The organism is Phyllobacterium myrsinacearum, assembly GCF_014138285.1.
In the GTDB taxonomy this organism is placed as follows: Bacteria; Pseudomonadota; Alphaproteobacteria; order Rhizobiales; family Rhizobiaceae; genus Phyllobacterium; species Phyllobacterium myrsinacearum_A.
Genome location: NZ_JACGXN010000005.1, coordinates 156,518 through 170,484 on the forward strand (window position 1 = coordinate 156,518; position 13,967 = coordinate 170,484).

Consider the following 13,967-nt stretch of genomic DNA (forward strand, 5'->3'; position numbering starts at 1 on the left):
GATTTTGAGTAGATGTGTTCCCGATTCGAATTTGTCGCGCTAGAGTGCAGCCGTACGTGCATCATGCGAAACTGCGCAGGTTGAGATCGGAGAGACAACGTCATGTCTGAAACGCGTCGTAAGCTGACCACGATCTTCTCTGCGGATGTTCAGGACTATACCCGTTTGATGCAGGTGGACGAAGAGGCCACGCTCGTCACCCTCAAACAGTATCGGGATGCCATGACGCGCCTGATCGAAGCCCACGATGGCCGCGTCATCAATACCTGGGGTGATGGCCTCATCGCCGAATTCTCCAGTGTGGTTGAGGCAGTGCGGGCCGCTGTCGATATCCAGAACGAACTTGCGGGCCACAATGCCAAACGCCCTGATGGCACGCGGATGCTTTTCCGCATAGGTATCAACCTTGGCGACGTCATTACCGAAGGCGATGACATTTATGGCGATGGCGTGAACGTTGCCGCCCGGTTGCAAACGTCGGCAGCGGCCGGTGGTATCGTCATTTCCAGTACAGTCTATGAGCAGGTTCGCAACAAGATGACCGTCGGTTTCGAATATCTTGGACAACTTCCGCTCAAGAACATCGAAGGCGGTGTGACGAGTTATGCCGTACGGATCGGTGCGGATGCCGCGTCTCCGGCACAGGGGATCCCCTTGAAGCAAGCGCACTCCTCCGGCTTGCATCCCGGAAATACACAACCCGATACCAGTACAACGTCCGGGCCGTCGCACAGGAGGAACTTTGGCGTATTGGGTGCGGTAGCCGGGGGTATTGCCGCCATAAATGCCGCCTCCTGGAGCGGAACTTTCTGGGCCGCATGGCCTATTCTTGCCATCGCCGTCATTGCGGCTCTCCGATGGATACGGACAACCACGCGCGTTGATCGCGTTATCGCGACGCTGACCCTTGTTGGCCTTGTTGTGGTCAGCATCAATATACTTACCTGGGACGGCACGATCTGGGCGCAATGGCCGATGATCGGCCTGGCGGTCGCCGGCGGTATCCGATGGTTTACCCGTCAACAGCATATTGCGCGGGGCTGAGACCTCAAGGATAGTCTTGATAAAAGGCATGGCAGCACACAAATATAGGGCACACCTTTTTTCGTCTGCCGGATGAGACCCGAAATCAGCTTCACTTTCAGCAAAACACCTTGTTGACTGGCAGGTTTTGGCGCTCAATCTTCGGCAACGGATATACGGTCACGTCCACCGACTGATGGAAGAGAACAAAATGCACAAATACGAAAAGAATGCCGATGTCATCTCAACACTCTCTCCCGAGCAATTTCGTGTAACGCAGCAAAACGGAACCGAGCGTCCAGGCACGGGTGAGTATCTGGATAACAAAGAGCCGGGTATCTACGTTGACATCGTTTCGGGCGAACCGCTTTTTGCATCCTCGGACAAGTTTGAATCGGGATGCGGCTGGCCAAGCTTCACCAAGCCCATTGAACCTGCGCATGTGAGTGAACTGCGTGATGACAGCTATGGCATGGTCCGTATCGAAGTGCGCTCAAGCCATGGCGACAGCCACCTTGGGCATGTATTCCCCGATGGTCCGCAGGATCGCGGCGGTCTACGCTACTGCATCAACTCGGCGTCACTCCGCTTCATCCACCGTGACGACATGGAGGCCGAGGGCTATGGTGCTTACCTGAATCAAGTGGAGGATATCTGATGACACAAGAACGCGCAGTCCTTGCCGGCGGTTGTTTCTGGGGCATGCAGGATCTGATCCGTCGCTATGATGGTGTCCTGTCAACGCGTGTCGGCTATTCCGGCGGCGACGTGCCGAATGCCACGTACCGCAATCATGGTACGCATGCGGAAGCCATCGAGATCATTTTTGATCCTGACCGGATCAGCTACCGGAAGATACTGGAATTCTTCTTCCAGATTCACGATCCCACAACACTCAACCGCCAGGGCAACGATCTGGGTTTGAGTTATCGCTCCGCCATTTTTTACACGAGCGAGGAGCAGAAGCGCGTTGCGGAAGATACGATTGCTGACGTTGACGCCTCCGGCCTGTGGCCCGGGAAAGTCGTGACCGAGCTTGCCCCGGTTGGTGACTTCTGGGAAGCGGAACCGGAACATCAGGATTATCTGGAACGCTATCCCAATGGCTACACCTGCCATTTCATCAGGCCAAACTGGAAGCTGCCAGTCAGAGACAAGGCAGTTGCATCATAGTTCGCCCCTTGCGGGCGGAAGGAAGCGATGCTGCTTCAATGTTGTTGGAACCACCCGCGGGGGGCTTTCGTCCTCCCGGCGGCCGGTGCGATTGAACTTCATTTCATGCACTTGTGTGCTCTAGTTGTTCAAAAGACGGGTTCTCTGGATCAGCCGGAGAATCCTGAGGGGTTTTACAGGTGAAGACACTGGTTCGGACTGGATTGTTCGCGGCGTGTGCCGTCTTGTGGCCGCTGTCTGCCTACGCCCAATGGCAAGCTGTCGAGAAGGTCGAAACATACGCCATAGCCGGAAAGTCAGGGGCAGAACTTTATGCCTCCATCGGCGAGCGCGGTCCGATGATCGGCAGCAGGACACGTGTCATCGCCCATACTAATTTCAAACTGACATGGCAGCGGAAATACGAACGGCAGGGCAATGCCTGCACGCTGGCATCGGCCCGGCCCAAGCTTATCATCACATACACGTTGCCAAAGCCAGCCGAGTCACTGCCTGCATCCACACGTGGACGTTGGGAGACTTTCATCGCCGGCGTGCAGGCTCATGAAGCCGTGCACGGTGAGACAATCAAGGACATGGTCAAGGCGATTGAAGCTGCAACCATAGGCCTTTCCGTCCCGGATGATCCCGATTGCCGCAAGATCAGGGTCGAAATGACGAAGCGTCTTTCCGAACTGTCGCTGGCACAGCGTCAGAAAGGCCGAGATTTCGACCGGGTTGAAATGGGAGAGGGCGGCAATATCCAGCAAATGATTCTCCGGCTGGTTAATGGCGAGTGATCCTGTAGACGGCCGCTGGCGGCAGGTTGCAAACGGCCCGGCCAATATGGGTTGCCTTTAATTCGAGGCGGTCGAGAATACGCTGTGGAACCGGGCATCGAGGGCCGTAGGTAAACTGGTAGAACGCGCCATCAGACTGCAGGTAATGGAAGGCCCCGGACAGAATGTCCGTCACTTTCTGTGCCGGCATTGAGAGCAGCGGGAGCCCGCTGACAACGGCTGAAACCGGCTTTCCCTCGAAAATTCCGTTCTGCGCCAGTTCGGCCGCATCCATCAGCAACACCCTCGATTGCGGGAACCGTTTTTCGAGAATGCCCCTGAATTCCGAGCCGAATTCGATCAGCGTCAGATCGCTTTCCTTAACACCTTTCTCCAGAAGCGCGCGGGTAAAGACACCCGTGCCCGGCCCCAGCTCCAGCACGGGGCCGGTATTCGGCCGGATTTCACTGGTCATGATCCGGGCCAGCGCCTTGCCGGAGGGTGCAACGGCTGCCACCCGCAACGGGTCGGAGAGCCACGTCCGGAAAAAATAGGCAAGATCAGTCCATGTGCCTGCATTTGTCATTTTATCTCCTAAAGTCGCCGTCCGTCACAGGAAAGCATTGCGGGTTCAAACTGTCTGGTTTCCGGTCAGAAGGTCCAGATTGCTGCCATCAAAGTCGGTGGAGCGCGAGACGGCTTCCCATTCGGCTGCGGCTTTAATGCGGTGCGCTTCGGCTTCGTTGAAAACGTGCAGGGCATCGCTGCCGAGCAGGAGATGCGCGGGCAGGATGTCCCGTTTCGCAAGATCTACAATCACCTTCGCGATTTTCTCGGGATCGCCGACCTCATGACCGACATAACCGTTCAGCATTTTCGTGAGTGTGCCGACAGTCGGTTCATAGTCGACCAGCAGGGGCGGGGTATCTTTGACGGCTGCGATGCCCCAATTGGTCCGCATGCCGCCGGGTTCGACAGCAATGACCTTGATGCCAAACGGCGCTATTTCCTGCGCGAGCGCTTCTGTCAGGCCACCGACAGCCCATTTGGCGGATTGATAGGCGCTGAGCCCGGGATTGCCAATGCGGCCGCCAACCGAGGAAACATTGATGATATGACCGGAACGTTGTTCCCGCATCAGGGGCAGGGCAGCCCGGATCAGATTAACGACACCGAAGAAATTGGTGTCCATCTGTGCCAGAAAATCGTCTTCCGATGTCTGTTCGAACGGGCTGATCCGGCCAAACCCGGCATTGTTGACGAGGACGTCAAGTCGGCCAAACGTGTCGACAGCCTGCTCAATAGCATTTTTCGCTGCCACCGGGTCGGTTACATCAAGCGTCACAAGTAAGACCCTGTTGCCGAAGCGCTCCTTCAGATCATCCATGCTCTTGATGTTGCGGGCAGTCGCAACGAGGCTGGCCCCGGAATTGAGGACAGCTTCCGCGATCGAACGGCCGAGGCCATTGGCACTCCCGGTTACCAACCAGACTTTCGACATGTCGTTACCTTTCTATGGTAAATGATTGATCACGCACTCATTTAAATGTTAAAATCGAACCCGCTTATTGGGCCGCTATGGCACCCCAGAAAGCGTCGAATCCCGACTTCTTGTATGCGCTGGCGTTTTTGCCATCGCGCGCAATGAAGTCGAGTGTCATCTCCGACAGGGATTCCATGATGCCGCCGATGAAACCCGTCGGCTGGGATCGCAGAACACCTGTGGTGAAACCTTCCTCCATCATCGCTGCGATATCGCGGAAAGCTTCCGCACCAGCCTTTTTGCTCTGTTCCGTCACGCGGTTGGAAATGCCGAGCTGGCGCATGGTCTTGCGTTTGGCGGGATTGGCGGCTGCCCAGTCAAGTGAATGGTTCCACAGATGCTCACAGCGTACCTTCAAACCAGCCCCACCGGGATAACCGGCGACGATGGCGGCATGCAGATCCGACTTGATGTCGAGGTAGAGCTGATTCAGCAACTCATCCTTGTTGGCGAAGTAGGTGAAAAGCGAACCCTCCGCCACGCCGGCATTCCGGGCAATCTTTGCCGTGGATGCCCCAGTCCCCACGACAGCGATGATTTCAGTCGCTGCCGCTAGAATGGCATTCCGTTTATCTTCGCTGAGAGGGCGGGCCACCGCATAAATCCTTGAGTGAGTACATACTCACTTATAAAGAAGAGCTGTGGGTTTCACAAGGGGTTTGTTATCGGCGGAATGATGAGCTTTGTTTTCGGTGGGAAGATGGGCGTGTATTCACGCCGAAAAAAGCGAGAACGGCATCCGAGTGCGCGAATGCCGTTCCAAAGGGTTATAGCAACTGCAATCTCATATCAGTGGATCGGCGACTGCAAACTGTTTGGGCAGCAGCCGGTCGAAATAGGATCGGCACGCGGCGGAAATCTGGTTGCTGTCGGGCAGAAGAAAATCGCTTGGCAAGTGCTGCGTTTTGCCGGCGACACTTGTGAGCGGGACCAATTGCGGGCTTGTGATCCCGTCGATGTATTGCAAGGCCACGGATCCGCCGCCACGGGCTGCAGCTTCAACGGAAAAAGTACCAGCTTCAAAGGCTTCTCTGGCATCGGTCGCGTTGATGGTGCTGATGTTGCCGCGCGGCAGATAGCCGAATGTGTCAACCCGCGCCCTGGCGCCCGGCAGACCGTCCCTGAGCAGTTGCTCGATCGCCATGCCCAGTTCTCCGCCAGAAAGCCGGATATTTCCGTGGGCGTCCCGTTCGAGCCGGTCGGGCGGAACAAGGTTTTCCACCACGGCACGCCCATCTTCACCGGAAACACCTTCCGACATGGCCACGATGCAGCGTCCGTGACGGCTCTGCGCCTCTCTGACATCCTCGATGAACCGTTTGGCCGAGAAAGCCCGTTCGGGCACATAGACAAGGTGAGGGGCGCTCCCGTCATCCTGCTTCCAAGCGGCGGCAGCTGTTGTCAGGAACCCCGCATGTCTCCCCATGACGATCCCGACATAAATGCCGGGCAGGGCTCGAAAATCGAGATCGATACTGACAAAGGCTCCCGCAATGAATTCGGCAGCGGAGATGAAGCCGGGTGTATGATCACTTTCGACAAGATCATTGTCGATGGTTTTCGGAGCATGGACAAAGGCGATATCCTTACCGGCGGCTTCAGTCAGGATTTGTTGGGTCCCGGCAGTATCGTTTCCACCGATATAGATGAACGCGGTCGTTCCTGCTTGGCGCAGGCCCTTCAGGATCGTTTCGCAATAGGCAGCATCAGGCTTGTCGCGCGTGCTTCCAAGGGCTGCGCTGGGTGTTGCTGCGATCAGGCGGAGTTGCTGTTCGCTCAGCACCGATAGGTCAACAAAATTGCCGTCGCGGATACCCCGTACCCCATGCCTGGCACCCAGCACGCGTGCTCCGGGATAGCGTTTGCGCACTTCAAGCACCGCACCCGCCAATGTCTGATTGATGACTGCTGTCGGACCACCGCCCTGTGCAATGACAAATGTTTCGCTCATATCCGCCCCTCTTGTTCCTGTTTCCCGTCCCTTTACGAGACCCTGGCTTTTACCCTGTGGGCGACGTCAGGCTGGTGCCATTTCCGCTCGTCACGCTCAATGAGCATATCGGCGGACTGAGGTCCCATGCTGCCTGCCGGATACGGATCCGGACGCTTCGTTTCCTTTGACCAAAGATCGAGGAATGGCTGCACTGCCGCCCATCCCGCTTCAATGCTGTCGGCGCGCTGGAACAGTGTTTGGTCCCCCACGAACAGATCATAGAGCAGGGATTCATAACCCGTCAGTTTGCCGATATCGAAGAAGTCGGCATAGTTGAAATCGAGGGACACCGGCACCGTGTCGACAGAAAGACCCGGTGACTTGATCGATATCTCGATATGCAGCCCCTCGTCGGGCTGCACCTGAATGATCAGGCGGTTCGGTGTAAGACGGCGCTGCGGGCCCTTTCCCTTGAATTGTGCAAAGGGAACCTGGCGGAAAGTCACGACGATCTCCGTATCACGGGCGGTCATGGCTTTTCCGGTTCTCAGATAAAAAGGAACGCCTGCCCAGCGCCAGGTGTCGACGAAGAGCTTGAGAGCAACAAAGGTCTCGGTCGCACTGTCGCGGGCGACATCGGGTAGTTCCGTATAGCCGGGTATGGCGGTGTCATTGGAGACACCAGCCGTATAGCTGCCGCGGGCGGCGTTCTGTTCGGCCTCTTCGGCTGAGTAGATCCGCAAGGCTTTCAGAACCTTGCCCTTCTCGTCGCGGATTGCCTCGGCGTCAAAGCTGTTCGGCGGCTCCATGGCAACCATAGCGAGAAGCTGGAACAGATGATTGGGAACCATGTCGCGGAGCGCTCCGGTGGCATCGTAGAATTTGCCGCGCGTTCCGACATCGACGAGTTCCGCCGCCGTTATCTGGACATGGTCGATGAAGTTATTGCTCCAGAGGGATTCGATCATCATGTTGGCGAAACGCGCCGTCATGATGTTCTGGACCGTCTCCTTCCCGAGGAAATGGTCAACACGATAGACCTGTGTCTCCGGCACCCGGTTCAATATACGGGCATTGAGCGCCTTGGCCGAGGCGAGATCCGTACCGAATGGCTTTTCGATCACGAGCCTGCGGAAGCCGTCCGCTTCGGTCAGGAGGCCATGATCGGCAAGCTTGTCGACGATATCGCCGAAGAACAGCGGTGGCACCGCGAGATAGTAGGCGGCGTTTCGGTCCGCCTGCTCCGCGAGCCGGTTGGCGATCTGCGTATAGATGGCATCCTGCGTGAAGTCGCCCTGCAGATAGAAGATGCGGGACCGCAGTTGCTGCCACGTCTGATCGCTGTAGTTCGCCTTGATGTTCGACGTCGCCAGAAACGCTTCCAATTTCCCGCGCAGCATTTCGTCATCACCGGGTTCAAGGCCGACACCGAGGATTTGCAGGCTATCGCTGACAAGACCGCCTTGCGTCATGTTGAGGATGGTAGGAACGAGAAGCCGCCGTGTCAGGTCGCCGGTTGCGCCGAATATGACCAGGGTGACGGGCGGCGCGGGTGCAATGACGGCGTCACTCACAGCGGCACCAGATGTTTGTCAAACTGTTCCAGATCAGTTCGTGCATGAGATCTCCTTTGGTTCAACACTGGGGGACACGATGCGAATGCGTGCGCTGCCTCGGGATGGTTCGTATGGAGAATGAATGGAATAAGTGATGTGGAGGCAAGCATTATCTTGCCCCTTCGACTGTTTTCATGTGCCGATGCCGATTGTCGGGGCCAAAGCGTTACGTCTCCCGCAAGCAAAGACGGGCCGGTAGGCATCAGGATTTATTGCGGACGTGCCCGTCCTATTTACCCTTGCCGAACTTGACCGGTTTGCCCTCGGGGTCCGACAGCGCCGTCTTGATGGCATTGAGGAAGGCTTCCGGATTGTCGATGGAAATGTTGACGCTTTTTGCTTCCTTGAAAGGATTGAGTCCCGAAAACTTGAGGTTGGCTGTTTCCTCTTCGTACCTGATTTCCTGAAGCTCTCTAAGGCGCATACTGACGTCCAATCGCGGTTTGAAATGAATGGTACCGTCACATATTCGTAAAATGATTGTCATAATCAACTGCTGAAAGTTGGAGTGACGTCTCGTGTGCACGCGGTTGCGCGTAGCAGGTCCCGTACAATATGGGGTTTATCCCGTTTGCCTCAGCTGGCGTTTATCGTCTTGGGTGTCACAAACCGCTCCAGTTGTCCGGATTGTTCGGACAGTTCCGACCAGCTTCGGATCTTGAAGTCGATGACCACAAGCCCTGCGGTTGGATATTTTTGCCCGAGCCGGTCAAGATCGGACTCGGTGCCGGTGCCAGTGATCTTAAGGGCGGCATCGTGCAATCCCGGATTGTGACCAATCACCAGCAGCGTTTTAAATGCAGGGCTTGTCGATCTGACAATGTCCACGATTACGCGAGCAGGGGCCTCGTAAATACGGGGTTCCTCTCGCCAGCCGATCTCATATCCGAAGGCAGGGCGCACCAGTTCCCATGTTTCCATCGTTCTTCGCGCGGTGGATACGAGGACGAGGTCAGGCAAAAGCCCTTCCTTCGCCATGTATCGCGCCATCAACGGGCTGGCTTGCCGCCCGCGCTCCGCGAGCGGCCGCTCATGATCGTCAATATCGTCCGGCCAGTCTGATTTGGCGTGGCGGAGAAACATCAATCGCAGCATCGGCTTGTTCCATGTCTGGTGAACCGACCCATAGCACGAACAAGCGCCCCGCCGATATCAGCGGATACGGTTATCGCATCCGCTGCTCTCCAGTCCTACTTGTTCAGTCCCGGCAATGTGACCTGAAAGACCTGGAACATGGTATCGACATCCGCACCGCCGTCGCCTTTGTAGGCCGCGCCAACCTGGTAGCCGTCCTGCGTCAGAAAATCATTGTCGTTTGCCACGAACAGGAAATAATCATCCGGAAGTTTGGGATCGAGCACGCTGACAACAGCCATGGCTTCCCATTTTTCCGAGAGATTGTTCTTGTCATTCGGGGCACCGTTGTTAAGGCCAAACCGGGCCAGCGTGCCCGCATCATTGATATCAATGAAGGGCGTCAGGGTCGCCGCAGTTACCGACGGATCGAGGACACCCTTCGGTGCGACTGCCTTGCCGGCGTCGAAGGCACCACCGGCGATATCGGTGGCAGCCGACGTATCAATGACGGTGATATTGCGGTAGAGCGACGTATCGCCTTCCATGCCGTAGCCATTGCCGCTGTCACGTGCCAGCATCAGGAACACCTTGTCCGACAGGGCGACAATCTCGCTTTGCGCGGCCACTGCCTTCTTGCCCTTTGCGTTGGTGAAAACGGGAAGCGGCACGACATATTCATGCACCAGTTTGAGATGCCCCGGATCCGTTGCATCATACACGAGAGCCCGGGTGTTCTGGCGGGTTGAGCTCGAATCGCCGCCATCCTGACGGGTGGCCGACTGCAGAACGGCAATCAGGAACTGGCCATCCGGCGTCAACGCCATACCCTCAAGGCCCTGATTGTTCTGGCGCCCGCTATCCGGATCTTTTGGATCCGGGGCCTGGGCACCGGGGCCGGGATTGTTGGAAGCAAAATTTGCCGTGCCGTGACGCATGGGGACCAGCGCCTGGGGTGGCTGGGTCGCGGAGAGCAGACGACCGTCGGCCGAGAACCGGTAGATGTTCGGCCCATATTCGTCGCTGATGAACATCGAACCGTCGGCGAGCCGCACGATTGCTTCATTGTCCAGCGCGAGTTTGCCATTCTTGGCTTGCGGCAGCACCGGAAATTCACCGGTTGCGGCGCGAACGTCAGTTTCGGGGTCGAGCCCTGTGGTGTCGGCGCCCTTGTCATCGACCAGCAACATGGTGTCGGTCAACTTGGTGTCAACGCCTGCCTGCTGCTTGTCAGCTGCCGGGGTCGTGCCGGGCGCAACCGGCGTGAACTGGATGGAAAGCGTGTTGAGGCGAGGCCGGTAATCGGTGGTGCCGACCGAGTTGTAACCGCGATCCGGCAGAAGCAGCATGGTACCCTTGTATGAATCGCCGTCGCGGCTCCAGCCTTTCGGATCGATCGCCATACCGGAACCCGACCCAAAGGTCTCACCGAATTTATCGCGTTGATTGGCTGGTATTCTTCCGACGCCCACCAGTCCTTTGTTGACAAGCGTCGTGGCGCCGATTGTGACGGAATTATCGGCAAGGGCGGTGGCCGGTATCGCAGCCGCGAACGCCAGAAGACTGGCCCCCAGCAATAGCGGTGGGATCGAAGGCAGAGTGCGCATTGAAATATCCTTTGAAAGACAGTTGTGAAGGGCGGCCCCGGGTTCGATTTTCGGAAGGTGCGTGCTGCCCTGGAATCGTTCAAAGAGACCTTTCCACCAAGGTCTAGAACCGGAATGTAATACTGACATGACAGGCCTCTGTGGTCAGATCACACTTCTGTAAGCGCATTCCTCCGGTATTTTGCCCTATCAAGATGAAATACAGCCGTTAGTATGCCTTTTGGCATCGGCTACAAGCGGGAGTTTTTGGATGGTAGCTCTGGTTCAGGGAACGGATGTGCGCTCAGGCACCGACGCTGCGGCTGTGACGGCAGATGTTCCCACCGAGACCGAACTGAAGCTGCGCGCGCCTGCGGGGACGCTGGAAGACATTCGCCAATCGGCGGTTGTTCAGCAGTTTGCCCGAAACAAGGGTAGCGTCCGGCGTCTTGAAGCGATCTATTATGACACGCCGGACCATCGGCTGTTTGCAGCGGGCCTCTCTCTGCGTGTCCGGCGCGAAGGCCGCCGCTATATACAGACAGTCAAGCGGGCGGCAGTTCACGGTTCATTGCAACGCCATGAATGGGAGGTGGTGGTGGCCGGCATGACGCCTGAGCTCGCGGCCTTGCCGGTTGACGACATTGGCCAACCATTGGCCGGGATTGCCGAGAGTAAGCTTGTTTCCATGTTTGCGACGCGGGTAAGACGCCACACCCTGCTGCTGGATCAACAGGAGACGCAAATCGAGATGGCGCTCGACGAGGGCGACATCGTCTTCGGGCAGACCAGCCTGCCATTGTGTGAAGTTGAACTTGAACTGAAGCGCGGAAAAGTGGCCGCACTCTATCAGTTCGGCCTTGGCCTGATGGATATTTTACCCCTGAGCTTTGAAACACAAAGCAAATCCGCGCGTGGCTACGCCCTGGCAGTTGGGGATAATGCCTCGGCCGTCAAAGCCGCTCCGTCAGGCCTTGGCCGCAGCGATACGGTTGACGATGGCATCATCAGGCTTTTGTCCAATTGTCATCAACAGATCATCGCGAATCTGGCGGCAGCCCGGGATGGGCGTGAGCCGGAAGGCATACACCAGCTGCGTGTGGCATTGCGGCGGTTGCGCGTGACATTACATTTTCTGTGTCACCACCTCGAATCGTCTGCCTTGCAGGGACTGGATGCGGAAGCCAAGCTTTTCGGGCAAGCGCTCGGTCCTGCCCGCAACTGGGATGTTTTCATCGGTTCAACGCTTCCCGGTATCGAAGAGGCTGGTCTTCCGCAGGTCCATATTGCAGCATTACGCGCGGCATGCACGTCATTGCATGATCAGGCGTATCACGAGGTTCGCGATGTTCTCGACGCGCCTCGAACCAACCGGTTTCTCCTGTCGTTCGGTCTCGTCATCGAACAGAAAAGCTGGCGCAACGATATATCAGGCGAAGAGTTGAAGGTACTTACCGAGCCGATGGGCCAGTTCGCCACCCGGGTTCTTGACCGGATCGAACAGCAGGTACGCAAACGCGGGCGGGGATTTCGCCGTCTTCAGCCGGACGAGCGTCACCGCTTGCGGCTCGGTCTGAAGAAACTGCGGTATGCGAGCGACTTCTTTCTGCCGCTTTACTCCCGCCGGGCTGCGACCACGAAATATCTCAAGCGCCTGTCGCGGTTACAGGACCTCTTGGGCGAGGCCAATGACATCAGCACCACCCAGGAGCTTCTGGCCACTCTGGAACATGACGCTCTTGCTCCGCAAGCAAACAGGGCCGTGGGAACGGTGATCGGCTGGCAGGGACATCTTCAGACGGTTGCGATCAAGCGACTGAACAGTCGATGGGAAGCCTTCAAAGACACGGCGCCCTTCTGGTCATAGTAAACACAGGAGCTATCGAGCCTAGCGGTGCGCCACGCTGACGTGGCGCGGTCTCGTCCGATCACGCGGAGCTGGTGACAGATCGCCCCACGGATCAGCGAGGAGACAATCATTGTCCTGCGCGCACCACACAGCGCCCGGCAGGTGATCGCTTTCCGCCGTGGCAAAATGGATCGCCGATTCCTTGTCGGCAAACAGACCGCCGACGAGTCGCTCCCGGTCGCAGACAATCCAGCATCCGTCCAGATTCTTTCCGACAAGAAAACGGCACTGTACATTGGAATTGTCGTGTTTCTGAAGAGCATAACCCATGGTTACTCACTTTCCGCTCGAATGGTATTCGATGCGTTTCTGTTTGGTTGATGTTATCTCGGGGAAGGCCGCGTTTCGTTCACAGCCGCCAGGCGAGTGGTGCGGAAAGCATCCGGCTCAGGCCTTCGACAGCATGTGTTGTTCTATTGTCATGAGGCGTCTGGCCACAGGCGGCTGGACCACCGAGTTCATCCAGGGCCGCGCGGATCTGGTTCGCTGTTTCGTGTGATACGGGAACAAGAGGCAACCGCAGCTCCCCGCTCATGCCGCGCCGGTGATCAAGCGCGCACTTGATGGAGCAAGGGTTGGTATCGAGATCGAGGGCGTTGAGGAGCGGCTGCAATCTCTGCCGGATGTATCGCGCCGTTGGCCAGTCACTTTTCCTGCAGGCATTGTGCAAGGCGACGCACACGTGCGGCAGAACATTGGCGATGACCGAAATAGCGCCATCGCCGCCTGCAAGATTGAATGCATGGGTGGTGGCATCGTGTCCGGACAGCAGGATGAAGCGATCCTTGAATGTGTGCCGAACTTCTTCCACGCGGTTCATATCCCCGGTCGCATCCTTGATGCCGATGATGGAAGGTATCTGAGCGAGGCGGTCGAGCGTCTGTAGCGACAGGTCGACACCCGTTCGTGACGGGACATTGTAAATGAAGATGGGCAGCTTCACCCGCTGTGCAATCATCTCGAAATGATGGGCGATGCCGTTCTGGCTCGGCTTGTTGTAATAGGGCGTAACGATAAGCGCTGCATCGGCCCCGCAGGATTCAGCCGCCGAGGTATAGGCGACGGTCAGCTCCGTGCTGTTCGTGCCGGTTCCAGCGATGACAGGCACACGGTCCTTGGACGCCCTGACGGTGGTGCGTATGATCTTCAGGCGTTCGTCCCAGGAAAGGGTCGGGGCTTCGCCGGTTGTGCCACAGGGCACGAGGCCTTCAATACCGGAAAGGATTTGCCACTCGATATGGGCGGCAAGGGCTTCATGATCGATGGCACCGTTCCGGAACGGGGTGACGAGGGCCGTCATCATGCCCGATAATCGTGGGGGGATGGGATTGGTCATGGGTTTCCTCTTTGGT

15 protein-coding genes are annotated in these 13,967 nt (G+C 57.3%); 5 read left to right on the forward strand and 10 right to left on the reverse strand.

Annotated features, from left to right (window positions below; genetic code table 11):
* Positions 1 to 102: 102 nt before the first annotated feature.
* From FHW16_RS16870 to FHW16_RS16885, 4 genes are all read left to right on the forward strand, one after another.
* Positions 103 to 1,044, forward strand: a complete 942-nt coding sequence (locus FHW16_RS16870; protein WP_182550394.1) for an adenylate/guanylate cyclase domain-containing protein — start codon at positions 103 to 105, stop codon at positions 1,042 to 1,044.
* 190 nt (positions 1,045 to 1,234) lie between these two features.
* Complete coding sequence (gene msrB, locus FHW16_RS16875; RefSeq protein WP_182550395.1) at positions 1,235 to 1,681, forward strand: peptide-methionine (R)-S-oxide reductase MsrB; 447 nt, start codon at positions 1,235 to 1,237, stop codon at positions 1,679 to 1,681.
* Positions 1,681 to 2,196 carry a peptide-methionine (S)-S-oxide reductase MsrA gene (gene msrA, locus FHW16_RS16880; RefSeq protein ID WP_182550396.1) on the forward strand — a complete coding sequence of 172 codons (516 nt, stop codon included), beginning with the start codon at positions 1,681 to 1,683 and terminating at the stop codon, positions 2,194 to 2,196. The genes msrB and msrA overlap by 1 nt, the downstream gene beginning before the upstream one ends.
* A 179-nt stretch (positions 2,197 to 2,375) precedes the next feature.
* On the forward strand, positions 2,376 to 2,975 hold the full coding sequence (locus FHW16_RS16885) for a DUF922 domain-containing Zn-dependent protease (RefSeq protein ID WP_182550397.1): 600 nt from the start codon (positions 2,376 to 2,378) through the stop codon (positions 2,973 to 2,975).
* Here the strand turns inward: FHW16_RS16885 and FHW16_RS16890 are convergent.
* The 8 genes from FHW16_RS16890 to FHW16_RS16925 all read right to left on the reverse strand — a co-directional run bounded on the left by FHW16_RS16890 (position 2,962) and on the right by FHW16_RS16925 (position 10,727).
* Complete coding sequence (locus FHW16_RS16890; RefSeq protein ID WP_182550398.1) at positions 2,962 to 3,540, reverse strand: class I SAM-dependent methyltransferase; 579 nt, start codon at positions 3,538 to 3,540, stop codon at positions 2,962 to 2,964. The genes FHW16_RS16885 and FHW16_RS16890 overlap by 14 nt on opposite strands.
* A 45-nt stretch (positions 3,541 to 3,585) precedes the next feature.
* Positions 3,586 to 4,455, reverse strand: coding sequence for an SDR family NAD(P)-dependent oxidoreductase (locus tag FHW16_RS16895; protein ID WP_182550399.1), 870 nt, complete (start codon positions 4,453 to 4,455; stop codon positions 3,586 to 3,588).
* 64 nt (positions 4,456 to 4,519) lie between these two features.
* The gene (locus FHW16_RS16900) at positions 4,520 to 5,092 is read right to left on the reverse strand and encodes a TetR family transcriptional regulator (RefSeq protein ID WP_182550400.1); all 573 of its coding nucleotides are present in this window, start codon (positions 5,090 to 5,092) and stop codon (positions 4,520 to 4,522) included.
* Between the two features lie 189 nt (positions 5,093 to 5,281).
* On the reverse strand, positions 5,282 to 6,448 hold the full coding sequence (locus tag FHW16_RS16905) for a diphosphate--fructose-6-phosphate 1-phosphotransferase (protein WP_182550401.1): 1,167 nt from the start codon (positions 6,446 to 6,448) through the stop codon (positions 5,282 to 5,284).
* Positions 6,449 to 6,480: 32 nt separating this feature from the next.
* Complete coding sequence (gene zwf / locus FHW16_RS16910) at positions 6,481 to 8,004, reverse strand: glucose-6-phosphate dehydrogenase (RefSeq protein WP_182550402.1); 1,524 nt, start codon at positions 8,002 to 8,004, stop codon at positions 6,481 to 6,483.
* Between the two features lie 271 nt (positions 8,005 to 8,275).
* The gene (locus tag FHW16_RS16915) at positions 8,276 to 8,470 is read right to left on the reverse strand and encodes a hypothetical protein (protein ID WP_182550403.1); all 195 of its coding nucleotides are present in this window, start codon (positions 8,468 to 8,470) and stop codon (positions 8,276 to 8,278) included.
* A 152-nt stretch (positions 8,471 to 8,622) separates the two neighbouring features.
* Positions 8,623 to 9,141, reverse strand: a complete 519-nt coding sequence (locus tag FHW16_RS16920) for a SixA phosphatase family protein (protein ID WP_182550404.1) — start codon at positions 9,139 to 9,141, stop codon at positions 8,623 to 8,625.
* A gap of 95 nt (positions 9,142 to 9,236) precedes the next feature.
* A complete protein-coding gene (locus tag FHW16_RS16925) occupies positions 9,237 to 10,727 on the reverse strand; it encodes an esterase-like activity of phytase family protein (RefSeq protein ID WP_182550405.1) in 1,491 nt (496 codons plus the stop codon).
* A 250-nt stretch (positions 10,728 to 10,977) separates the two neighbouring features.
* Between FHW16_RS16925 and FHW16_RS16930 the strand changes: the two genes are divergently transcribed.
* Positions 10,978 to 12,573 (forward strand): CYTH and CHAD domain-containing protein, encoded by a 1,596-nt coding sequence (locus FHW16_RS16930; RefSeq protein WP_182550406.1) that lies wholly within the window; start codon positions 10,978 to 10,980, stop codon positions 12,571 to 12,573.
* Positions 12,574 to 12,594: 21 nt separating this feature from the next.
* Here FHW16_RS16930 and FHW16_RS16935 read toward each other — a convergent pair whose 3' ends face one another.
* Together FHW16_RS16935 and dapA are read right to left on the reverse strand one after the other, a co-directional pair.
* Positions 12,595 to 12,885: a hypothetical protein gene (locus FHW16_RS16935; protein WP_182550407.1), complete on the reverse strand. Its 291-nt coding sequence runs from the start codon at positions 12,883 to 12,885 to the stop codon at positions 12,595 to 12,597.
* Positions 12,886 to 12,964: 79 nt separating this feature from the next.
* Entirely contained in the window at positions 12,965 to 13,951 is a 987-nt protein-coding gene (gene dapA, locus FHW16_RS16940; protein ID WP_182550408.1) for a 4-hydroxy-tetrahydrodipicolinate synthase, read from the reverse strand.
* Between the last annotated feature and the right edge of the window lie 16 nt (positions 13,952 to 13,967).

Excerpts from the sequence above, each read along its gene's own strand:
- FHW16_RS16870 (WP_182550394.1), top strand. The coding sequence starts at position 103 with ATGTCTGAAACGCGTCGTAAGCTGACCACGATCTTCTCTGCGGATGTT.
- msrB (WP_182550395.1), top strand. The coding sequence starts at position 1,235 with ATGCACAAATACGAAAAGAATGCCGATGTCATCTCAACACTCTCTCCC.
- msrA (WP_182550396.1), top strand. The coding sequence starts at position 1,681 with ATGACACAAGAACGCGCAGTCCTTGCCGGCGGTTGTTTCTGGGGCATG.
- FHW16_RS16890 (WP_182550398.1), bottom strand. The coding sequence starts at position 3,540 with ATGACAAATGCAGGCACATGGACTGATCTTGCCTATTTTTTCCGGACG.
- FHW16_RS16895 (WP_182550399.1), bottom strand. The coding sequence starts at position 4,455 with ATGTCGAAAGTCTGGTTGGTAACCGGGAGTGCCAATGGCCTCGGCCGT.
- FHW16_RS16905 (WP_182550401.1), bottom strand. The coding sequence starts at position 6,448 with ATGAGCGAAACATTTGTCATTGCACAGGGCGGTGGTCCGACAGCAGTC.
- FHW16_RS16915 (WP_182550403.1), bottom strand. The coding sequence starts at position 8,470 with ATGCGCCTTAGAGAGCTTCAGGAAATCAGGTACGAAGAGGAAACAGCC.
- FHW16_RS16920 (WP_182550404.1), bottom strand. The coding sequence starts at position 9,141 with ATGCTGCGATTGATGTTTCTCCGCCACGCCAAATCAGACTGGCCGGAC.
- FHW16_RS16925 (WP_182550405.1), bottom strand. The coding sequence starts at position 10,727 with ATGCGCACTCTGCCTTCGATCCCACCGCTATTGCTGGGGGCCAGTCTT.
- FHW16_RS16930 (WP_182550406.1), top strand. The coding sequence starts at position 10,978 with ATGGTAGCTCTGGTTCAGGGAACGGATGTGCGCTCAGGCACCGACGCT.
- FHW16_RS16935 (WP_182550407.1), bottom strand. The coding sequence starts at position 12,885 with ATGGGTTATGCTCTTCAGAAACACGACAATTCCAATGTACAGTGCCGT.
- dapA (WP_182550408.1), bottom strand. The coding sequence starts at position 13,951 with ATGACCAATCCCATCCCCCCACGATTATCGGGCATGATGACGGCCCTC.